The organism is Rhodopirellula baltica SH 1, assembly GCF_000196115.1.
GTDB classification, from domain to species: domain Bacteria; phylum Planctomycetota; class Planctomycetia; order Pirellulales; family Pirellulaceae; genus Rhodopirellula; species Rhodopirellula baltica.
Window position 1 is genome coordinate 527,244 of the sequence record NC_005027.1, and the last position, 22,490, is coordinate 549,733.

Sequence of the window (22,490 nt, forward strand, 5' to 3'; positions counted from 1 at the left end):
AAAATTCCAAGGAGGCTTACTTCACTGTTTCTCGCAAACGCGAAGTGAAATCTGGGAAGGCCGCACGAACTCGGGTCCAGTTTGGAATCGACGGGTTGCCGCTTGGATCGGCCGCGAAGATTTCGCCGGCTTGAGTGACGCATTGGGCGAACGCTTCGATCGCCATTTCTTCGGAATGGCGGTCGTACTTCAACGAGTTGACGCGCGCGTCCGCAGCGTACTGACGAATGCAGTCTTGGGCGATTCGCAAGAACGAGGCACGCAGAGTCACAAAGGTCGATTCACCGAAGACGATTCCCTGGCTGGCCAATGTGCGATAGATCGTGGTCAGAATGTCGAGCGCCATCTTGATCAAACCGCTGGATGGTTGATCGACCGCGAGCGTTTGATGTTTGTGTTCGTAAAGGCGTGCCAAGTCGACTTGGCAAACGCGTTTATGCGAGGTGTTTCGGTACACGTCCGCGAGCGTCCCGACTTCTAGACCCCAATCACTGGCGACTCGGTTGGTGCGGGCGAGGTTGCGTGTCAGCGAGAATTCGCCCGACAGCGGGTACCGGAAGTTGCCCAGGAACCGTACGAATTGGTTCTCGGGGAAGCACTGCATCAGAGCTCTCAGCAGCGGTGCAACCAGCAATCGGACAACGCGTCCGTGCATTCGGTCGGTGACCCGTGCGTAGTAGGCTTTGCAAAATTCGAAATCGAGCCCGGGGTGAACCATCGGCAAGCAAAGTCGCGTGAGCAATTGGCGGTCGTAGTCGACAATGTCACAGTCATGCAGCACAAAGGTTTCGATGTCGGGATCGTCCAACAGATACCCGAAGGCCGTCCAAACGCTACGACCTTTCCCAGGCACGGACACATCAATGCCCGATTCGATCAGTTCGTTGTAGAGCCCTTGGACTTCAGGGCCGTCGGTCCAAAGGACCTTTGCACGGTCGCCCAACGGAGCAATTTTGGCGCACGTTTCGTCGTAATCGCTTTGATCAGGTGCCACACCCAAACTGACAACGATGGACGCGATGTAATCGGCCTGAGCCAACTCGCGAACGATCACATCAAAAGGTTCCGCACGCATGTCGGATGCGGTGACCGGCAACACGAGTCCGATGTCATGATTTCGAGTTGATTCCCGAAGCATCGACTCCAAATTATCCAATTTGGCTGATCGAAGATCGTGGATCGTCGTGATCATGTCGTGTTGATAAAAGTCTGGCATGCCAACCTGTTCCATCGTCGAGAGGCGAGTTTTTCCGGCACCAATGCCGCAAGCGAAGCAGTTTGATCGAATGTCGTCATATCGGCAACGAGTGCAAATTATGCAGATGCTGCTTGAAATGCTCGTGCCGACGGGACCGATTGTTCCGTCTATGGACTTCTCAAATCCGAAAGATTTGGGGGGGAAGCCATTCGTGTCTGCATATGGACTGTACGTTTGAATGTCTCCGTACCTCAATGGGGATATGCCCCCTCAATCGTGTGGTGCTTAAGCCAACAATGCTCGCTTCGGATCTCATCGCAATCAGTGTCTCGACGCTGTCGCCCTCATCGGCGATTGGTGCGGATCTGTATTGCCGTGTCGGATCGACGGATGAAGTGAAGCTTTATCGCGGTGCCAACTACCCGATGAAGCCGGAGGACCTCAACAAGTTGAAGTCCCGCGGCGTGACAAAACTGTTCATCGAACGTGAAGGCCGCTCCAGCTATCAGGAATACCTGCGAGATCTGGCGGCAGGAGCCGGCGACGATTCGGCCTCAAATTCCCAGCGTTCGGCAGCGCTCAATGAAGTCGTTCTCGACGTGTTGCAGGGAAGTTTTGCCAACAACAATGAAGACGAGACGGTCAATGCCGCGAGCGAGCTGGGCGGGATTGCGGCCAGTTTGGTTTCGCGAGAGGACTTTGCCGCGGGCGATTTGTTCCGCGTTCTGAATCACGACTACGCAACGTTCACGCACAGTGCCAACGTCGCTTTGTACGCCGGGATGCTGGCGAGCGAGTTGGGGATGACGCAACGCGAAGTGGAACTGGTCGTTGCCGGTGGGTTGTTGCACGACTTGGGCAAACTGGAAATTCCCGATCAGATTTTGACCAAACCTGGCCGACTGGACGAAGACGAATTTGCACTGATCAAGAAGCATCCCGGTGATGGTTTCAAGCAACTCGCTCTTCGTGATGATTTGACGTTTGGTCAATTGATGATGGTGTACCAACACCACGAACGAATTGATGGCGGTGGCTATCCCGTCGGAACTGTCGGCGAAGACATTCATCCATGGGGCCGTCTGTGTGCGGTGGTTGATATCTATGAAGCCGTCACGAGCCAACGTCCTTACCGGACACCTATGTCGCGCGAAGATGCGTGTAACCTGATTCGTCGCGAAAGCGGCAAAGCCCTTGACCCGGAGATGGTGGAATGCTGGATCTCAATTATCCACAGCACTATGCCGAAGTAGTCAGGGCAACCGATTGGAAGATTGATCTTCCAGAGGCATGGGCGGACTACTTTCATGAGTCCGGCGTGGCTCCGGTGAACTACTGCGACCAACGGCAAGCACAGCGCCGCATCGTCCGCACATGCGGATTGTTGTATTTTGAAAAAGCATTGCCGAGTTTTCCTCGAGCGTTCCATCCCGTCGGGATCTTCACCCGAGACTTCTCAAAGAACGCGTGTGGAATTCTCTCTCCGGTCGAACTGTTTCCAGAAGAGGAAGTTCGGTTGATCTTGCCGACGTTTTGGTTGCAGCTGCGAGTCGTTCGTGCCTACCGGCATCAAGCCAAGTGCTTTGAGATTGGCATGAGGTTGCTGCATCGCAACAGCCCGTCTCGCGACGCTTTTGTGGTGGGCGGTCGATTCGCCGAAGTCGAAAAAGGCTGAGTTGCTTTGATCTGACGCGGTGCTTCGTCAGTAGCGAAATCACCGACGCAGGGCCTGCATTGGGTACGAATTCTCCGACTCAGCGCCTGCGTCGGTTACAAATTTTTGATCGACCGTGCGTACGATGGACTTCCAAGTCCGTCGATCAACCTCGGCTGCGACGGACTTGGAAGTCCATCGTACGCAAATGGCTTGGTTGGACGTTGAACTAAGACTTGGTTCGTTCGCCAGTCCACCAGGATGATGAGCTGTCGGACGATCCGCCGGATTTGGACCGGGTGGCTTCGTTATGAACCAAGCTTCCGATCTCTTCAGCTTCGCTGACTACCGCTTGCATTTCGCGGTCCTCTTCGTCCAGCCACTGATTGCGGGCAGCTTCCGCGGCTGCTTCATCAGCATCGATCCGACCATCGGCGGGTTCGCGTTGGAACCAAGCCCAGCCGATCGCGTCCGGCGTGGTGACTTCTTCGATGACTTCGACCTTGGGTTCCGGACGACGAACCGGGCGCTCGATGATCAATTCCGGACGACGAACTCGACGGTGCTGGCGGGCGATGTCTTGGAACTTGTAGCGGAACTTCGATTTCGGTTTGATCGGACGGCGATCTTCCACGACCAATTCGATTGGTTTGGGAGCCGGCTTCACGACTGGCGGTGCAACCACGACGACCGGTTCTGGTTTTGGTGCCTCAATGACAATCGGAAGCGGTTCGGGCGTTGGATCCGGTTCCACTTCTTCGACTTCCATCTCGGGTTCTTCTTCGACGTATTCTTCCTCGTAGACGTACTCTTCTTCTTCGTACGTTTCTTCTACCGGTGGTGGAAGAATCTGAGCACGACCGGGAGTTCCCTGGGCGGGCATCTGACGCACTTCGACACCGATTTCGTGGAAGATCTCGACGATGTGTTCGTGGCACGTGAACATCATGACTTGATGTCCCAGCTCAGCGAACGTTTTCAAGGTGCGAGCGGCGTGTTCCGCACGCGATCCGTCGAAGTTGACCAGCACATCATCGAGCACCAACGGCAACATCACGCCACGACGTGCGTAGGCGGCCGCGAGTGATAATCGCAGTGCGATGAAGACGGCTTCTCCGGTACCACGGCTGAGGACGTCTAGCGGCAACGAATTGCCTTCCGAGTCGTCGATCTTCAGCTGATTGGAACCAAGTGGCGTCCAAATGCGAACGTATTTGCCATCGGTCAACTGGTTCAAGAAGGAAGATGCTTCGCGGAGCGTTTCGGGTTGGCGTTCATTTTCGACCGTGCCGCAGACGTCCTCCAGCAAGCAACTGGCCATCGAAAGCGTTTGCCAGCGACGCGAAAGTTGATTGAGTTGTCGTTCGACACAACCCAGTTCCAAACGAGCGGTCATCAACCGATCGTCGTCGCCGAGTTGCTTCATCGATTGAGCCAATTCACCTTGAGCGGTTTGGAGTGTCGCGATGCGAGCTTCGGTTTCGGTCATTCGAGTCGTCAGCGAATCCCAGCGACGCTCCAAATCGGTCGATTTGGCACCGTCGATTTCTCGAGCGACATCGTCGTATTCAACGGAGTTGCCGATCATTGATCGAACTTGTTGATCAATTGATTCGAACTGTGCGTTGTGCTGAACGAGCAACGATTTGCGATCGACAATTTCGTAGAACTGTTCGGGAGTCGCGACACCGCACTTGGCCCACAGGGCACGACGTTGTTGTTCGGCTCGTTCGATCGCACGCGAATGAGTCAGCTGCTGCTTCTTCAATTGCAGGTCGTGTTCTTTGAGTTGCCGACGTTGTTTGACCCAGTGTTGTTGACGGGCGACTTCTTCGTGCAGGTGATTGAGTTGATCCAATGGATTGGATCGCATCGTCACCGGACGTTTGCTGCGACTGTTCTCCGTTTCGCTGGAACGGTTGTCGTCCCGACGATCTCGATTGCGGTTGCGTTTGTCGCCGCGATTCTTCTTGGGGTTTTTCCGTTGCGAGCGAGCATACGATTCGCTGTAGTCGTCCTCGTCGGCATCCTCGTACTCGTTGGATTCATAGCCGTCCGAGTAATCGTCGTACTCGTTGGCCTGATTGGCGAACTCGTGATCGTCGCTGTCTTGGAGTGCCTTCAAGGCATCGTCAGATGCATCAATCGCTTCGAGATAGAGCGTTTCGATTCGTTTGGCGAGCGATTGCCGTTCGCGTTGACGTTGGCTGCGTTCCTCCTTCAATTCGGTCAAGCGACGCATGCTGGTTTGCAATGCTTCGTAGCCGTCACCGAGAACACGAACGCTCTTGGGTGACAATGTCGTCGATAGTCCGAGTCGATCGAGCGTGGCGGTCCATTCGCGACGAGCGGTCTTGAGACCTTCAGCGGCTTTCTGGGCTCGCTTGTAGGCGCCTTGATAACTTTGGTGAGCTGCTTCGTGTGCGTGGTACAACGGCATCGATTCATCAAGTTCCGCGAGCAGCGATTCTGATTCACGCAAGCGTGCTTCGAGTGATTCGCTGCTGACGGACAATGACGAATCCAGGTCTTCTCGTTCAGCTTCGATTTCTCGTAGTTGACGTTTGACCGAATCGATCTGACGTTCGCAATCGTCCAAATCGCGAGCCGTGTTGCGTTGACCTTTTTCGCGTGAAAGGTAGTAAACCAACAAAGCCATCGCACCAAACATGATGCACAACATGCCCTGCGTTGGGTTGGGTTCCGCCACAAACGTTTCGATTTGGAAGACGTTGAACATGCCGTAAAGAAGCAGCATGCCGCCGGCGATGAACGGCAGCGACAGCAACCACAAACGATCGATCGGCACAGCTTCGTCGGTGGTCAGTTCCACCGATTCACGTTCGAGATCTTTGTGGTGGCGTTTGAGTTTTTCGAGGTGCTGGCCAAGCTGGATACGCTGGCGCAATGTCGAGATATTGTCGTTCTCGCGACGGATCGCTTGTTGCAAATCGGTCGCATGGGCTCGCTGCAGAATCTCCTGCAATTGGTCTTGAAGCTTTTCTTTGCGAACCTTGTGCGTCTTGCCCTCGGCGCGAGCCTGTTTAAGCAAGAACATTTGTTCTTTGACGTGCTTGGCCGGTGCTGACAAAGCGGACAGAGTTGATCGGGAAAGATCAGGCAAATCGCCGTCGTCGCCATCGCCAAGGCGGACTCGTTCATCTTCTTCGATTCCCAATCGATCCGCATCGGCATCGACTTGATTGCGAGCCTTCTCAATTTGGTTGTCGAGCCGATCGATTTGTTCTTCGAGGGCTTCAATCCAAGTCGCTTGTTGCGAAGCGGCTTCGATGCGGCCTTGCAGATCAAAGAGTCGTTTGTTGATCGGAAGCTGTTCCGATTTATCTCGCAAGCCGCGACGTTTGGTTTTGATTTCTTCCAGTTTGCTGCGACGATCTTCGAGCATCGCTTCGATTTGAACGAGTTGCCCGGGGGCTTCGTCAGGCAATGCGGCTTCACCCTCGATCGAATCGATTTCGCTGCGGATTTGATCGCGTTCTTGCCATTTGTCATAGACGCTGGTCGCGATCTCGACGCAGCGGGCTTCGCGTTCCCAGGCGATCATGCGGCTGCGCAGGGTTTCGATTTCCTGGCTTTGGGTGCGACGCTGAGTCGCCAATTCGCTCCACCGGCGGGTGCTGCCGGAGAGTCGTTGAATCTCATCACGAAGCTTTTCGCGTTTGGTCATCATCGACGCGAGTTTGCCGATCGCGGCTTCGTTCTCGTCGGATTCCACTTCGCGTTTGCCGACGACTTCGTTGCGTCCGGCTCGCAGACTGCGCAGCACGTCGACCAGCGAAACTCGGTCCAGACCACTGCTGAGTTTGTACAGTTCGTCCGCTGCGGAGGTGTCGTCCAGCGTCGAGAGCTCTTGCAGTTCGCGAATGCCGATCGCGAAAACGTTGGTGAAGATTGGTTCGTCAATTTGCCCCAGCAACATGCCCAATCGATGTTGGCCTTGGGCCAATCCGTCCGACCCGGTCACGGTCAAACGGCCGGTCACATCGGTGTCGGTCAGTTGGCTGTGCCGGCGGACTTCGTAACCGCCACCCGGTCCGGTGACTCGGATCGCGCCACCGGGAGTGCCACCGTGAATGGGCGGCAGGTATTTCTGGCGGCGTTCTTCGGTGAAGCCATACAGCATCGCTCGCAGGAACTGCATGAGCGTTGTCTTGCCGGCTTCGTTCGGGCCGTAGAACAGTGTCATGCCTTCGGGCAGGGAGTCGACCGACAAACCGGTCCAGACGCCAAAACCGTCGATTTGGATGTCTTTGATCTTCATGATTTCCGTCCCCAAGAGGGATTGCCACCGCGAAGCAATTCGACGCCGAGCAGCGTGGCGTCAGCAAGGATTGCTTCGCGTTGGTCGGCGGGCACGTCACCCAACAAGGACGACGCGGTGCTGGACAGGTCCGAGTGTTCTTCCGTGAATGGCATCAAATCCAAACGATCACCGCTGGAAGGAGTCGTTGTCGCTTCGTCGGTTGCCGCTCCGCGAACGCGAGCACCCGCGAATTTTTTGCTGGCACGCAAAAAGTCACCGAGGATGGTGTCTTCGTCCTGCCAAGACTTTGGATAATTGTGCGGTGGTCGCACGGTCAAACGAGTCGTCCACGCGGCCGGATTCGTGGTGCCGTGATCGCGACGCAAATTGCGAAGCAGTTCGGTAGGATCGCCAACGGACGGCAACACTTCGGCGTTGTCCAAGGTGACTTCCCATGCGATCAACAGGTGTCGACCGCCGTGTTCGTTGGTAAGCGTTCCGATCTTTTGCCCGAGCAGATTGCGTAGGCTGCCGGCGGAACGAATTTCGTCGGAATCGATCGCGACGTTCAGGTAGCGGAACCGGTCCGTTTCAACCCGGCGAACGCGAGCGGTGTGTTCGGCGTCGACATCGACAACGACGTAACCATGCGGTCCGGATTCATCGCCGTTGCGACCTTGGGGGGAACCGGGGGCGATGGCACCGGCGGTCGCGCCGCCTTCGATTTCGGTGTGATTATGAGGTCCACCGAGAGCCCAGTAGTCCATTCGTGCACCCGACAAGGCGCTCGCGTCGGCGATTCCATGACCGACACCAACGGTGAATTCATCGGTGGTTTCCGTTTGGAATCCGGCAACGTGCAACGTCGAACGGCCTTCACTGCTGCGTCCGATCACCGAGCAAACCGTTCGTCCGGCACGTTGGTGCGGGATCGCGACGGCGCGGTCTCGTGGGAACAGCGTCACGTTGGGCGGTAACGGAACCGCTTCGGGCCATTGTTTGGGATCATCCGCAATTCCGGCGGCCCAGTAGACCGCGGTGTTGGCGGCGTGCAGCTTTTCAAATCCATCCAGCAGCAACGACATGCCGTGCGGACCAGCCGCAACGGGATGCATCAAGTCGCCGGAAAGGACCAAAAAGTCAATGTTTTCGGCCAAAGCGGCTTCGAAGACCGCCGCCGCAGCGTCTCGAGGAGCAGTCGCCATCGCTGTCCGCAATTGAGGCGGCAGATGGTCGAGATCACCCAGCGGGGTTTCGAGGTGAAAGTCGCTGGCATGAATGAATCGGAAAGATTCTCCGGGCATCGTTTCCTCCTTGAAACGGCGTTTTTCGGCCGCGCAGGCCAATCCTGGTCCTACGCTCGCGTGAAACTGTAGCGAAACATCGAAGATCCTGCAAAATCAATTTGCGGGAAACTCGCGGAATCCCGCGATCGGCATTTCGACCGAGTACAACGATTTTCTCGCTGTGGCGTACATGGTTTTGAATTCAGGACCACCAAACGTCACATTCGCGGGGATCTCGGGAAACGCGACGATGCCGCGAGCCTCACCCTCGGACGAGAAAATTTGGATGCCCAAATGAGTGGTGATGTAGAGGTTTCCATCCACGTCGATGGCCATTCCGTCGCCGCCGCGCGAGGTTTCTCCTTCGACCTGCTGGACCTTGCAAAGCACTCGTTGGGGACCGATTTTGCCGGGAGCCAAAACGTCGTAGGCCAACATCTCGGCTTGCATGGACGGGATCACATAAAGCGTCTTTCCATTCGGCGACAACCCGATGCCATTGGGTGCCTCGATGTCACCAGTCAAACGAGTGACCTTTGGATCGGTCTCAAAATTCGCGATGTAGTAAACGCAGCGTTCGGTTTGCGGCCATGGTTCCGGGGCCCGGTATTGCGGGTCGGTGAAGTACAGCCCGCCGTGGTTGTCGACGACCAAATCGTTGCAGGCGTTGAATCGTTTTCCGTTGTAGGAATCAGCCAACACGATTCGCTTGGCGGAATCACCCGACAAATCGTGCATCACGACAGCCCCATCCATCTCACAAGCCAACAGCTTTGTGTTGGACAATGGCCACAATCCGTTGGAGTGATTGGATTGATTGGTCAGTAAAGACAACTTGCCGTCCGCGGACAGGCGATGAATGGCGGTGTTGGGGATGTCGGTGAAATACAGCGTGCCATCGTCCATCGCCGCCGGTCCTTCGGTGAACTGGAATCCGGTGTGGACTTGTTGGACGGGACCGGTGGGCTGGATCGTTTGGGCGTGTGCAGTTTGGGAAGCAGATGTCCAGACAAGGCCAACAATCGTGGCAAACAACAAAGCGAATCGCGAGTTCATGGGGGCTCATGCGGGGCGGGGCAAAGTGGGGTGGGAAACGCCGCCATTGTAGATCAAGCCCAGAGGTCAAGGCGGCGGAGTGAGGTGGCCAGGGTTTTGGGGCCACGCGAGCCCATAAACAGAAAGCAACTGTAGCTCGGTGGTCCCCCACCGAGACGAGCACTGAATCCGCGCAAACGTTTGTCGTTTGGTGGTCCTCCACCGAAGTTCTCGGGATGGAGAGGGTGGTGGTTCACAATGGAGACCACCGTGCTACAGGTTTTTTATGCTTCCGATTGTTTTGCGAGTGGGGCTTCGCTTGGCTGGCAGGTGCGGCGCATGTGTTCGGCGGCCGATTCGATGTGGTGACGCTGGTGGACGGATTGCCGACCGGTTTCGCCCAAATTCGCTCTTCGGTCGGGATCGTTTTTCAAGCCGATCAATTCGTGGATCAATGCGTCGGTGTTTTCAGGATGGAACAAAATGCCACCGCCGGTCGATCGGACCACTTCGGTAAAGGCACCATGGTCGGGCTGGACGACCGGGATGCCGCACGCCATCGCTTCCAGCAAAAAAAGTCCCTTGGGATCTTCGTATGGAGCCGGAACGCTGAGCACATCCATTTGTCGTAACAGTTCGATTTTCGTCGATTGATCGGGGCTCTCGTGCACCACAAAGCGATCGGTCAGTCCGGCTTTTGCGATTCGAGAGCGCAATTCATCGAGATACGGAATGTTGTGTTCGCCGAGCCATCCAGCGGCATGCAGCGTGACGTTGGCATGTTCTGGCATCGCACCGATTTGAAGAAAGGCATCAACCAAATGGTGCAAGCCTTTTTCAGGTGCGAGACGTGCCAGGTATCCGATCCGAAATTCGCCCTTCGATTTGTCGGGCGTCTTCGCTGGTTGTTCGCTGACCTTCTTGTCGGAAGGCGGACTGGTGAACGGGGCGAGGTCGATCGATAGCGGGTGAATGTCAAAACGCTCGTGCGGGATGCCGAGCATCGCTCCCATTTTGTCGCGATAGAACTCACTGTGCGAAACAAACACGTCGACTTGTTTGGAAAGATCCGAGCACAACGCGATTGCTTTTGAACGAGCGTCGGCGGGTAAATGATCCAAGAAAATGTCGTCGCCCTGCAACGTGACCACCAAGCGTGTGTTGGGCAGTCGTCGGCGGATGGTTGGGATCGCGCCGCCGATCAACAGATTGCTGAAGATGATCGCGTCGGGTTGGATGTCTTTGGCTAACCAGTCCACCAACCGGCCGACTTCTTCGGATTGGCGTCCGTGTTCGCCCCGAAGCATCGACAGCGTGAGTTCGCCCAGTTTGGCCGGGTCCGTTTTGACCGCCCTGCGGGTCAACATTCGGATCAGGCTGGGGCGGTCCATCCAAGAACGTGTCCATCGTGGCAGCCAACGCAACCAAGGCATCTGCTGCAGCAGATAAACATGGATCCCGCCAAAGAATACTTGTTCGGATGCGATGGTGGATTCATCGGTCCGGATCGGTGTGTAGACCGGTTGAAGGAGAACGTCATCTCCACTCGCACGCAACGCTTTGGCGATCGCGTTGTCGTGCATGCAACTGCCGCAGTACATCCCTGCGGCACCGGCGGTCAGGAAGACGATTTTCAATCCACGGACTCAAAGTCTTCGAAGTCGTCCAGGTCGTCATCCAATTCTTCTTCGTCGTCATCGCCGGCGGTGTTCAATCCGAACTCGGCGCTGATCTCGTCGTCGATTTCGATTTCGTAATCATCCTCGAGTTCTTCTTCGAAGTCGTCATCGAAATCGTCGTCGAAGTCATCTTCGTCGATGTCGTCGAACTCATCCACGTCGTCATCGAGATCGTCGAGGTCATCGCCAACGCCGGGGGTGTCATCGCTGTCCGCGTCGTCGTCCGTGTCACTGGAGTCGTCGTCATCATCATCGTCGTCAGCCATCGAAGGGCTGTCGGCGGGGATTGCGATCGAGGTGTTGTGACCAGGATTGGGCACCATGCCTGGGATCACCGAAGTGCCAGGCGTGAGGGTGCCGGGCATGAGAAGCGGATCGGTTGCATCGATTCCCAAATTCGCGGGAGCAACAGAATCAGCAACGGGGGCGGTCAGGATGGCAGGCATGAACAGATTGTGAATGCGGGTGTGGAGGATGGAATTAGAGAAACTGGGGGATTCTCGCAGTCCGCAACGGTTTGGTGAACCGTGGGGGTTTCAAGGATTCCATCGAGGATCGGGTCGACGTGGGGTCGATCATTTTGCTAACTGGCACAGCATTCACAAGCCGACAAGCCGGAATTGTTTTCGGAAATTCGCTGACAGAACCCGTTCTGAATCAGGTTTTCCGGTCAATGACGTTGTTTCGGCCCACTCAACACCGGGTGATCGACCGCCATGGATGGCACTTTTCAAAATGAATCCGCACAAAACTTGTCGAAATCCGACGAGCAAAATTCTTTGGGCGAACCAATTTCCCGCCGGGGGATCCTCGCGGCCGCAATGCTGCGAATGACCGCGGGGGTCGCAATTGTAGGTTCCGGAACGACCGGGTGTGCGTCTCGTCGTTACGGGCATCTGCTCGCCAGCGATGACAAAGACATGGTCGGCAGCCACGAAGCGGGTGCCGCAACTTGGAATCCATTGGTCGATGAAGCGGTTGCAAAAATTTTGAGCCGATGCCCTCCGCCGAACGAATCGGTGATCTTTCCGGGGCAATTTGCAGCGAATGGGACACCCGCCCAAATGGCGAGCCATTCGCAAAGTGCAACCGAGTCGATGGTTGACCCCGCAACCGGCGAAACCATCATCGGATCGCAAGTCACGATGCCGGGATCGGCGCCGTTGGTGCAAGGTCCCGCGAAGGTTTGCTTCATCGGGATCGAAAACAAATCCGCCGAAGAATTGGTCGATTTCAAAGATCAGCTCTACGAACGCATCGATTCGCAGCTCAACTCGGGCGGATCCTTTCGAAGTATTAGCCGTCGAATGGTTGATGCGGCGTTGGTCGAAACTCGTTTGCGTCCCGATTCGTTGTTCTTGCCACAAAACCGTGGTGCCTTCGCGGCTGCACTTGGGCGACAAGGCACTCCGGTCGACTACTTGCTCTACGCAACGATCACATCGGGAACGACGGATCGAAACAAATCGACTCAGCGTGATTACCTGCTGACATTGGAAATGGTCAATTTGGAATCGGGCGACTACATCAAAGAGTCGTCCAAGATTCGCAAGGGCTATCACAACACGCGGGCGGGCAAGTGGTGGAACTTTGGCATGTTCGACCAAGCCGACGGATGATCTTCGCGATCGCTCCCCGAACGCTTCTGGTGATCGCCGCATTGTGCTCAACAACGCTGGCCGGATGCGCCGCGAAGCTTGCGCACATCGATACCGCCCGCGACGCCTTTGCCGCGGGCGATCCAACGACCGCTCGCGAAGTCTTGTCCAAGGTCGCCGACGGCGGCGGTCGTTTCGCGACGCCGGCGAAGCTTGATTTGGCGATGGTCGATTTAGCGGTTGGGGACGCGACTTCCGCCGAGAAGACGTTTCGGGAACTTCGCGACGAATTCGATTCGTCATTGAAGGTCGCACCGCTGCATGAGGCGGCAGCGATGGTGACCGACGACACCGCACGGAAGTTTCGTCCGGCGGGATACGAGCAAGTCATGATCCGCACGATGCTTGCGATGTGTTCGTTGGTTCGCGACGGCGATGACGCGGAAAGCTACATCAACCAAGCGGCGATGTTGCAGGCCAAACTGCAGCAGGAACACGACGAACGTCGCAGCAGTGTTTTTGGTGAAGTCGCCGCGGACAAGCTGACCGCCAACCCGCATCAGGAGTTGGCGTTGGCTCCGTATCTGCGTGGTGTTTTACGAGAAGAGAACCTGCACGATTTGGATGACGCTCGTCGCAACTACCAATTGGTCAGCGCGATCCGTCCCAGTTTTCTTCCCGCCGCGGATGATTTGAAACGCGCCACCGAAGGCGTGCATAGCAAGCCGGGCCATGGCGCGTTGTACGTCTTTTCGTTGGTTGGTCGCGGGCCGGTGCTCAAAGCGGTGGAGGCACCCGCCACGACCGCGGCAATGACCGTTGCCAACGCGTTGATGTTGAATCAAGAGAACCAAGAAGACGATATTGCTACGTTGCCGAAGATCACATCGGTCAAGGTTCCCAGTGTTGTGATTCCGCCCAGTGATGTCGCTGCGGTGACCGTGGCCAGCTACATTCCAACCGGGCCTGATACGCTGCCGCTGTACGAACTGCACGGTGCCACTCAGCCACTGACGGACGTGGCAGGAATGGTGCAGCAACAGGTCGATGCGGAGATGCCGTGGACAATTGCTCGCAGCATCATCCGGCAGGGCGGCAAAGAACTGGCGGTCGCATCGGCTCGAAAGAATCTTGGATTGACCGGACCGGCTGGATCGATGTTCCAATTCGCGACCTCCACGGCTTGGACCGCAACAGAAACCGCGGACACTCGATGTTGGGGGTTGTTGCCTCGTGAGATTCAGGTCCTGCGAGCCGAATTGCCGGCGGGCGATCACACGGTTGAATTTGCACCGGTTCGTTACGATGGCCAACCCATCGCGACGCCCAGTCGAGTGCCACTGCGAATTTATAACGCGAAGAACACGTACGTCTTGGTCGTTGCGCCGACCCAGCAGATTTACGTGGTGACGGCGAAACCCTGAGCTGATGGGTGGCGGTTTTTTCGCGATCATCGCAGGCGTTCAAACTCGCCGTACTTCCAGGGCTGCGACGATGCGGGTTCTTTCGCTAAGTTGTGGGGCAAATTGAGATGTCCATTTTCCCGCACCCCACTGACCACGATGCTCGATCGCAAATTCATTCTGCAAAATGCCCAGCTTGTCGCTGAAAATTCCGCCAAGCGTGGCGTTTCTGTCGACGTCGACGCGATTTGCCGTCTGGAAGCCGAACGGATGGACGCGCTGAAGCAGGCGGAGGAGCTGAATCGGCAGGCCAACGAAGTCAGCAAGCAGATCAAATCCGCGAAAGACAACGACGAGCGTCAGGAATTGATCGCCAAAGGTCGCAGCCTTCGCGAGCAAAAGGATGCCGCCGGTGCCGCGCAAGATCGCTTGGAAGCCGAAATCCTCGAGCTGCAAACGATTCTTCCGAACATGACCCACCCGGATGTGCCCGAGGGTGGTGAGCACGATGCGAACGAGATTGGCCGCGGCAAAACGCCAGTGCCTGAAATGGACTTCCAACCGCTGGACCATCTTCAGCTCGGCGAGAAGCACGATTTGTTTGACTTCGAAGGCGGAGCCCGCGTGGCCGGGTCCGGTTTCTATTTCTTGCGAAACGCCGCCGTGCGTTTGGATTTGGCACTGCAACAATTCGCGATTTCGCACTTGGCCGGCAAAGGCTTCACGCCGGTTTCAACACCTGACCTGGCGCTGACCAGCGTGCTGCAAGGCACCGGATTCAACCCGCGTGGTCCCGAGACACAAATCTACAGCATCGAAAATACCGAATTGAACTTGGTCGCGACGGCGGAGATCCCTCTGGGCGGAATGCTCAGTGGTCAGATTCTCGCCAGCGAAGAATTGCCGCTTCGTTATTGCGGGCTGAGTCACTGCTTTCGAACCGAAGCCGGTGCGGCCGGTCGAGCCAGCAAGGGGCTGTACCGAGTCCACCAGTTCACCAAAGTCGAAATGTTCGCCTTCACGTTGCCCGATCAGAGCACCGCGATGCATGAAGAGATGCGTGAACTGGAATGCGAAATCTTTGACGCGTTGGAAGTGCCCTACCGAGTGATCGACACCGCGACGGGAGACTTGGGCGGACCTGCGTACCGCAAGTACGACTTGGAAGCTTGGATGCCTGGACGTGGCGAATCGGGCGACTGGGGCGAAGTCACCAGCACCAGCAATTGCACCGACTACCAAGCTCGCCGATTGAATGTGCGGTCGAAGTCCAACACCCAGAAGGGAACCGACTTTGTTCACACGCTCAACGGCACCGCGATTGCAACCGGACGAGCCATGATTGCCATCTTGGAAAACCACCAACGTGCTGACGGAACGATCAATGTTCCTGAAATCTTGCGGCCATGGGTTGGCTGTGACGTTTTGAAATGTGAGTGATCGCTGACCACCTGAGTTCGAATTCATGTCCGCACATCGCGATGCGAAACGGAACCTTCCGACGAAGATCTGCCCGGTCTGTCGGAGGGAGTTCGCTTGGCGAAAAAAGTGGGCTCGCGATTGGGACCAAGTCCGCTATTGCAGCAATGCGTGCCGGAAAAAGGCGTCCTCGTCGAGAACCAATCCATGAGTTGTCGGGTACAATTGAATTGACCCGCCTTTGTGATGCATGATCCGATTGCAACTTCATCACGACCGATTCCTACACATCGAACCTGCCCCATGAGCCAACAGACCGCTGACGAAATCTTGGACGCGTCGTACCTGGAAGTTCGCGCCAAAGTCTTGGAACTGGCAGCGGTGCTGGATCGGTTGGACCGTGCCCCGGGCGGGAGCGAACGCTCGCCGCGCCGCGATCAACTCACGCAAGCGATTGAGATGCTGCTGGTGGATGACCCTGATCGTGCCGCGAAAGTCCAGCATTGGTTCTCTCGCCAGTACGATCCGGATTGGAAGACCAACCTCGGTGTGGGAACGCCGAGTACGAAGTGAGCCCCACGGCCATCGACCGCCATCGCTCCATTGCCCTCTCAAACACACTCCGACTGACTGACCAGCAACATGGATTTCATCGACCCCCACATTCACATGGTCAGCCGCGTGACGGATGACTACGAAACTCTCGCCCGAATGGGATGTGTCGCTGTGAGCGAACCAGCGTTCTGGGCCGGTTTTGATCGTGGCACGGTCGACGGTTTTCGTGACTACTTTGAACAACTCACCGCGGTCGAACCGAAACGAGCGGCTCAGTTCGGCATCCAGCATTACTGTTGGTTGTGCATCAACGCCAAAGAAGCCGAGAACGTTTCGCTTTCTCGCGAAGTCATCTCGATGATCCCGGAGTTTCTCGATCGTCCTGGCGTGCTGGGCATCGGCGAGATTGGGCTGAACAAAAACACCAAGAACGAAGCGACGGTGTTTTTGGAACACATGGAGTTGGCGATCAAGTACGACCAGCCGATCCTGATTCACACGCCGCACTTGGAAGACAAATACCAAGGCACGCGAATGATCTTGGACATGTTGTGTGACGATTCACGCATCAATCCGGATCGTGTGTTGGTGGATCACGTCGAAGAGCACACCGTCAGCGAAGTGCTGGACCGAGGTTTCTGGGCCGGCATGACGCTTTATCCAGTCACCAAGTGCACGCCCGATCGTGCTGCCGATATGATTGAACGACATGCCGGTGAGCGATTGCTGGCGAACTCGGCGGGCGATTGGGGCATCAGCAAACCGACCGCCGTGCCCGACTTGATCTTCACGATGCGACGTCGTGGAATGGACGAAGCATTGATTCGCAAAGTCGTGCACGACAACCCGGTCGAGTTCTTTTCAAAGAGCAAACAGTTTCACTACACGCCTCGGTGATTGAATTTCGTGAGCGAGCCAAGCAGCAGCGAATCCACGCTCACGCTGACCACACCGATTCAGTATCTGCCAGGCGTTGGACCGGCGCGAGCCACCAAGCTTCGCAAGTTGGGATTGCGGATCGCTCGCGACATCCTGTTTCTGTTCCCGCGGAATCACACATTCCCGCCTCCACCGACAAAGGTGGCGGATTTGGCGGAAGGCCAACCGGCGACCTTCATCGGCACGATCACCGATGCCGAATTGGTTTCGAGAACGCCCGGCAAATCGATCTTTGCCGCGATTGTTGAGAATGATTCGGGCGCGGTTCGAATCGTGTTCTTCAACCAACCGTTTCGGGCCGAGCAACTGACGTTCGAAACCCAGGTTCGAATCAGTGGCGCACCCAAGCTCGCCGGCCTGCGATGGGAGTTCACTCATCCTCAATATGAGATCGTCCAAGAAGGTGAGCTGCCTGACGAGGACGCACCCGGCGGATTGATTCTGGCGAACTACCCGTTGACCGAAGGGATCAAACAATCGGATCTGCGCCGTTTGGCTCGTCCGTTGGTGAACGAGTTGGCCGGGCAATTGACTGAGGTGTTGCCAGAACGTTTGCGAACCGAAGCGGCCCAGCGTTTGAATGCGGCCGGAATGGAGTTGCCCGATGTGTTGCCGGGAATTTCCGATGCGCTGCGTGGCATTCATTTGCCGGAAAGCGAAGCGGACCTGACGGCTGCACAAACACGATTGGTGTTTCAAGAGTTGTTGGTGATGCAGTTGGCACTGGCGATGAGACGCCGGTCGCTGACCAGTGAACTTCGAGCCCCATCGCTGGAGTGCACTGCCACGGTTCGCAATCGAATCCTGCGAAGATTCCCATTTGAGTTGACCGGTGATCAGCGACGCGTGATGGATGTGATCGCTGCTGACATGGCGCGACAGTTTCCGATGAACCGATTGCTGCAAGGCGATGTCGGCAGCGGCAAAACCGTCGTCGCCATTTTCGCGATGTTGGTCGCTGTGGCTGGCGGACATCAAGCGACCTTGATGGCGCCGACCGAAGTCCTGGCGAGACAGCACCACGCGACGCTCCAGCGGATGCTCGCGGACAGTCGAGTGCGGGTGGGGCTGCTGTGTGGTTCGCTGGGTGCGGCCGAGCGACGCGGAACCGTCGAGAAAATCCGCACCGGTGAATTGGACATCGTGATTGGCACGCAAGCCTTGCTGTATGGCGTCGAGTTCCATCGCTTGGGACTGTGCGTGATCGATGAGCAGCACAAGTTCGGTGTCAAACAACGGGTGACGCTTCGCGATGGCGGCGTTGATCCGCATTACCTCGTCATGTCTGCCACACCCATCCCGCGCAGCGTCGCGATGACCCAGTTCGGCGACGTGGACCTGAGCACGTTGCGGGAAAAGCCGGCTGGTCGTGGTGCGGTTCACACGTATCTGGCTGGCGACAGTTGGCGGGATCGATGGTGGGCATTCGTCAAGGAACGAGTGGCGGAAGGTCGGCAGGCATTTGTGGTCGCTCCACGCGTCGGACCGGAAGTCGAATCCGCAGACGAAGAACTATCCGAGCTGGTCGATCCAGCCGAACCGCCCGCCGAAGACATCACGTCGGTGCATTCCACCTATGAACAACTTCGCACCGGACCACTCAAAGGTTTGCGAGTCGGATTGTTGCATGGCCGCATGGCGTCCGATGAGAAGCAACAGGTGATGGAATCATTCGCGGAAGGCGAGCTGGATGTATTGGTCAGCACCACGGTGATCGAGGTTGGAATCGATGTTCCCAACGCGACCGTGATGGCGATCTTGGGCGGCAATCGGTTTGGGCTGGCTCAATTGCACCAACTTCGCGGGCGAGTCAGTCGAGGCACTCACGCGGGACATGTGTGCGTGTTTGTCGATGGTGACAAACCGCCGCAAGACGACGAACGATTGAAAGTGTTTGAACAAACACTGGACGGGTTCGAATTGGCCGAAGCGGACTTTCGATTGCGAGGCCCCGGCGATGTGCTGGGCCAACGACAAAGCGGCGATGCCCGCTTGAGAATCGCGGACTTGCATCGCGACGTCGAGATCCTGCAAGTCGCCCGAGAGATGGCCCAGGACTGGATCGACCAAGACCCCGAAATGGAATCCGAAGGGTTGGAAGATCTCAAGTCACAAGTCCTACGTCGGTATGGCAACCACTTAGATCTGAGCGACGGTGCGTAGCCAGGAAGCGTGACTTTGGATCAAGCTCACTTGATCGAGTTGGCCGTACGGCATTCGCCACGGTACTTTTCGCGAAAACCGTGGCGAACACCAAACGGCTACCTCAAGGTGGCGGTATTCAGATACCTAGTTTATGTTGCTGTGGTTACCCTCAGATTCCAGCCGGGAATTCGTGCGTCGATCTTAAAAGACAAGGATTCGTTATGAGAAATCAGCGGCGATGTCGCCGACCGCGGTCAGCAATGTTCCTGTGTTTGCTGAGCTGTTTTGTGTTTTTGCATTCGACGCACGCGGAAGAGCAGCCCGGCATTGTCCGGGTACCATTTGATTTCAACGGTCGGCAGATCGGAATTGATGTCGAATGGGATTTTAAGACCGTACATTTTCTTTTTGACACTGGGGCATCTCGACACATGCTCGAGTGGAAATTGCTCAAAACCTTTCCGCAAAGAAGAAAAGTTGAAATCGGAATCTCGCAAGCTGGTCTTCCTTTGGGAAAGCTCCCCGCATCTGCATTGGAGGACACACCTTTTGCAGAATTCGCGAACGGCAACGATGTTTTCTTTCACAGCACTGCGGAGATCGAACGCGGCCTTGGGGCTGAGTGCAGCGGGTTGATCGCGATTCCATTGAACAGTGGAAAGTCATGGGCTTTAAACTTCTCAAAGGAAGTTATTGAAGCTCCAGCCTCACCGGAGACGCACTCGGGAGATCCCTTTGAAATGACGACCAAACGAGACAAGTTCGGAAGAATCTATTTCACGAACATTGGGTTGCACCATTGGAAAAGTGGTTTTCTTGTTGATACCGGATCGTCCTCAGCTGTTACTGTCGTGCCATCAGTGTTCGGAGAATTAGCTGAAAGCGGCGAATTGTACGACGTCCATGCAGTGATGATTTCGAGGCTTGCGGAATCAAAGGAAACAAGAAGGGGCATTCTCAAACGGCTTAGTTTTTGTGGATTTCAATTTGAAAATGTTCCAGTCGTAGAGTCGACCTCAAACAAAATTGGCACTCAGCTTCTTTCGCGTTTTGATTGGGTTTTTAAGGACAATTTGGCACTCGGGTTTCCACGAGAGTCTGTGTCGGAGTCCTTTCAAGTCGACCGGAGCGGATTGACGCTTGATCGCGAAGGTGTTTTCGTTCGTGTGCACTCTGTTGAGGTTGGAAGTGCGGCTGATCTAGCTGGTCTTCGTCGTAGCGACATTGTCGTGAGCATTGATAGCGAAAACGTCGTTGCATCAGAGCTCCCGTCGATTCGCAGGCACATGGCGACTTATGATGACACAATTGAGTTCGTGGTTGTCCGGGCCGGAGAAGGGATCCTTCGGCGTAGTCTGAAGAACCCGGAGGCTGATTTGTTGTCCGCGGACAACAAATCGTCTTTGCAGAATGACACGAGGTCTGACGGTCCGAAAAATCCCGAGTGATCCTAAACGATTGAGCAGACCGATCCCTTGCAGGGTTGTGCCAATCGCCTTCTTGTCTTCATCGGTACGGCAACCAACTCGACCTGAGCGACGATGCGTCGCCAGACAGCGTGACTTTGGATCAAACTCACTTGATCGAGTTGGTCGTATGGCATTCGCCACGGTTCTTCCGCGAAAACCGTGGCGAACGCCAAACGGCTGATGTCCTGAGCAATGAGGTTGTTCCGCCTCCCTCTGTAGAGCCGCTGCTTCATTGGGTATTAACGCGATGCACTCAATGGATTGAAGTCTCGCTTGTATCGCGTGAAGCATCTGTTAATTGAGTCATGTTCATATTGAACATGCATGGATTGTCCCTATCCTCCTCGCGAGTCGCCGAAGTGAGTTCCCAAAGCTGTATCTTTGTGTGCTTGGTTGCGACATGGGAAGCCTCTCGAGGTTCCCGTTTCTTATAGATGCGAATCACTGGGTGGCGATTGAGTCGGTATGTCAACCGGCGTGGTTGCATGCCCAATGGATATTACTTGGACAATTCAGGGAGTATGGTTGATGGAGTCTCGATCTAGTCGGGGAATGTGTGGTGGTTGTGCGATGTCTTTTGAAAAACGCCGAGGCACGGACAGGGGCAACCGAGCCCCGGGGTTCACGCTGGTCGAATTGTTGGTTGTGATTGCAATCATCGGCATTCTGGTTGGTTTGCTGCTTCCTGCGGTTCAAGCTGCTCGGGAAGCCGCTCGCCGAATGCAGTGCTCAAACAACCTCAAGCAAATGAGTTTGGCCGCTCTCAACTTTGAGAGTGCCTATAAGAAATTGCCAGAGGGACCAATGGATGGCGACCCAGATGCCATCACATCGAGTGGAGATGCGAACACTGCCGGCCATCCTGAAAATGGAACTTGCTGCCGAGCGGCAACGCGGAAGGGATGGAGTGCGCAATACAAAATCCTGCCGTTCTTGGAAGGGAACAACATTTACGAGCTTGGTCGAGATGACCCGCCATACTGGCCGAACGTCGCGAACAATGGCGGGGAGGACGACGTCGCTCAGTCACTGGTTGCAACTTACTACTGTCCTTCGCGTCGCTCACCGAAGGGATACGGCAGTGCAAGATTTGGAAGAGTCGACTACGCGGGATGTGCGGGGTTTTATAGTGGTCGGCCAGACTCGACGATCGACTACATTCCAGAAGCTCCGCTGGGTGCCCCAGCCGTTTCGACGCGTTCCAAGACAAACGGTGGCCTGGAGTACTCAAAGGGAGGAGCAATCGTTTGGCCGGGTGAAGGAGGCAAGCGAACTCTTTCAGATATTCTGGACGGAACATCGAACACGATTGTCTTCGCCGAAAAATCGCTTCACACTTCTCAACACGGACGTGATGGAGGAGACAACGAACGTTGGAACAATGCTGGTTGGGACGAATGCGTTCTTCGTTGGCACTTCCCGCCGAAGCACGACAAAGATACCGTCGCCCCACTACCGCCAGAAGCTTATGACGCGTACACGAACTGGAATCGCTACTTTGGTGCGGCTCATTCAGCCGGTTTGAACGCTGCGTTCTGTGATGGATCGGTTCGATTCTTTTCCTACAGCGTTGACGCGACATTGTGGAAGAATCTGTGCGTTTGCGATGACGGTGAAGTCATTGGTGGAGAAGCACTATGAAACGGGCAAGCATTGGATTGGCTCTCGTAGTCGTCGCCATCTGTTTTGGCATCAGCGGATGCGGTGGCGAGGAAGCTCCGCCGCCTCTCAATAAGGACTTGCGACAGCAAATTGAGCAAGAAGACCAGCAGATCGCGGATGGGGAATCTGCGTTGTAGGCCAGCTTGTGCGAATGTTGACTAGCAAACTGGTATTTCAATCAGTT

The 22,490-nt window shown here is 55.9% G+C and carries 18 protein-coding genes; 12 read left to right on the forward strand and 6 right to left on the reverse strand.

What is annotated here, in order from left to right:
• Nucleotides 1-16: 16 nt before the first annotated feature.
• On the reverse strand, nt 17-1,231 hold the full coding sequence (locus tag RB_RS02025) for a glycosyltransferase family protein (RefSeq protein ID WP_007329681.1): 1,215 nt from the start codon (nt 1,229-1,231) through the stop codon (nt 17-19).
• A gap of 263 nt (nt 1,232-1,494) precedes the next feature.
• Here RB_RS02025 and RB_RS02030 point away from each other — a divergent pair, with 263 nt between their 5' ends.
• Together RB_RS02030 and RB_RS02035 are read left to right on the forward strand one after the other, a co-directional pair.
• Nucleotides 1,495-2,451: an HD-GYP domain-containing protein gene (locus RB_RS02030; protein WP_007340954.1), complete on the forward strand. Its 957-nt coding sequence runs from the start codon at nt 1,495-1,497 to the stop codon at nt 2,449-2,451.
• Entirely contained in the window at nt 2,412-2,873 is a 462-nt protein-coding gene (locus RB_RS02035; RefSeq protein ID WP_011118176.1) for a hypothetical protein, read from the forward strand. The genes RB_RS02030 and RB_RS02035 overlap by 40 nt, the downstream gene beginning before the upstream one ends.
• Before the next feature lie 208 nt (nt 2,874-3,081).
• Here the strand turns inward: RB_RS02035 and RB_RS02040 are convergent, their stop codons facing one another.
• The 5 genes from RB_RS02040 to RB_RS02060 all read right to left on the reverse strand — a co-directional run bounded on the left by RB_RS02040 (nt 3,082) and on the right by RB_RS02060 (nt 11,562).
• Complete coding sequence (locus RB_RS02040) at nt 3,082-7,134, reverse strand: ATP-binding protein (protein WP_164921373.1); 4,053 nt, start codon at nt 7,132-7,134, stop codon at nt 3,082-3,084.
• A complete protein-coding gene (locus tag RB_RS02045) occupies nt 7,131-8,462 on the reverse strand; it encodes a metallophosphoesterase family protein (RefSeq protein ID WP_011118180.1) in 1,332 nt (443 codons plus the stop codon). Before RB_RS02045 ends, RB_RS02040 begins: the two co-directional genes overlap by 4 nt.
• Nucleotides 8,463-8,516: 54 nt before the next feature.
• Nucleotides 8,517-9,458 carry an SMP-30/gluconolactonase/LRE family protein gene (locus RB_RS02050; RefSeq protein ID WP_011118181.1) on the reverse strand — a complete coding sequence of 314 codons (942 nt, stop codon included), beginning with the start codon at nt 9,456-9,458 and terminating at the stop codon, nt 8,517-8,519.
• 263 nt (nt 9,459-9,721) lie between these two features.
• Nucleotides 9,722-11,074: a glycosyltransferase family 4 protein gene (locus RB_RS02055; RefSeq protein WP_011118182.1), complete on the reverse strand. Its 1,353-nt coding sequence runs from the start codon at nt 11,072-11,074 to the stop codon at nt 9,722-9,724.
• Nucleotides 11,071-11,562 carry a hypothetical protein gene (locus RB_RS02060; RefSeq protein WP_164921375.1) on the reverse strand — a complete coding sequence of 164 codons (492 nt, stop codon included), beginning with the start codon at nt 11,560-11,562 and terminating at the stop codon, nt 11,071-11,073. The genes RB_RS02055 and RB_RS02060 overlap by 4 nt, the downstream gene beginning before the upstream one ends.
• Before the next feature lie 270 nt (nt 11,563-11,832).
• Between RB_RS02060 and RB_RS02065 the strand changes: the two genes are divergently transcribed.
• The 10 genes from RB_RS02065 to RB_RS27685 all read left to right on the forward strand — a co-directional run bounded on the left by RB_RS02065 (nt 11,833) and on the right by RB_RS27685 (nt 22,443).
• The gene (locus tag RB_RS02065; protein WP_007340960.1) at nt 11,833-12,735 is read left to right on the forward strand and encodes a hypothetical protein; all 903 of its coding nucleotides are present in this window, start codon (nt 11,833-11,835) and stop codon (nt 12,733-12,735) included.
• Complete coding sequence (locus tag RB_RS02070; RefSeq protein ID WP_164921376.1) at nt 12,732-14,138, forward strand: COG3014 family protein; 1,407 nt, start codon at nt 12,732-12,734, stop codon at nt 14,136-14,138. The genes RB_RS02065 and RB_RS02070 overlap by 4 nt, the downstream gene beginning before the upstream one ends.
• Nucleotides 14,139-14,276: 138 nt before the next feature.
• Nucleotides 14,277-15,557, forward strand: a complete 1,281-nt coding sequence (gene serS / locus RB_RS02075) for a serine--tRNA ligase (protein WP_011118185.1) — start codon at nt 14,277-14,279, stop codon at nt 15,555-15,557.
• A 25-nt stretch (nt 15,558-15,582) separates the two neighbouring features.
• Nucleotides 15,583-15,747 carry a DUF2256 domain-containing protein gene (locus RB_RS28465; protein WP_081480887.1) on the forward strand — a complete coding sequence of 55 codons (165 nt, stop codon included), beginning with the start codon at nt 15,583-15,585 and terminating at the stop codon, nt 15,745-15,747.
• 92 nt (nt 15,748-15,839) lie between these two features.
• Nucleotides 15,840-16,109 (forward strand): hypothetical protein, encoded by a 270-nt coding sequence (locus RB_RS02085; protein WP_007326599.1) that lies wholly within the window; start codon nt 15,840-15,842, stop codon nt 16,107-16,109.
• Between the two features lie 69 nt (nt 16,110-16,178).
• Nucleotides 16,179-16,988, forward strand: coding sequence for a TatD family hydrolase (locus RB_RS02090; protein ID WP_007326598.1), 810 nt, complete (start codon nt 16,179-16,181; stop codon nt 16,986-16,988).
• A gap of 9 nt (nt 16,989-16,997) precedes the next feature.
• Entirely contained in the window at nt 16,998-19,193 is a 2,196-nt protein-coding gene (gene recG / locus RB_RS02095) for an ATP-dependent DNA helicase RecG (protein WP_164921377.1), read from the forward strand.
• 269 nt (nt 19,194-19,462) lie between these two features.
• On the forward strand, nt 19,463-20,623 hold the full coding sequence (locus tag RB_RS02105) for a PDZ domain-containing protein (protein ID WP_231846129.1): 1,161 nt from the start codon (nt 19,463-19,465) through the stop codon (nt 20,621-20,623).
• Between the two features lie 591 nt (nt 20,624-21,214).
• Entirely contained in the window at nt 21,215-22,285 is a 1,071-nt protein-coding gene (locus RB_RS02110) for a DUF1559 domain-containing protein (RefSeq protein ID WP_165447202.1), read from the forward strand.
• Complete coding sequence (locus tag RB_RS27685) at nt 22,282-22,443, forward strand: hypothetical protein (protein WP_007331786.1); 162 nt, start codon at nt 22,282-22,284, stop codon at nt 22,441-22,443. Before RB_RS02110 ends, RB_RS27685 begins: the two co-directional genes overlap by 4 nt.
• The last annotated feature ends 47 nt before the right edge of the window (nt 22,444-22,490 follow it).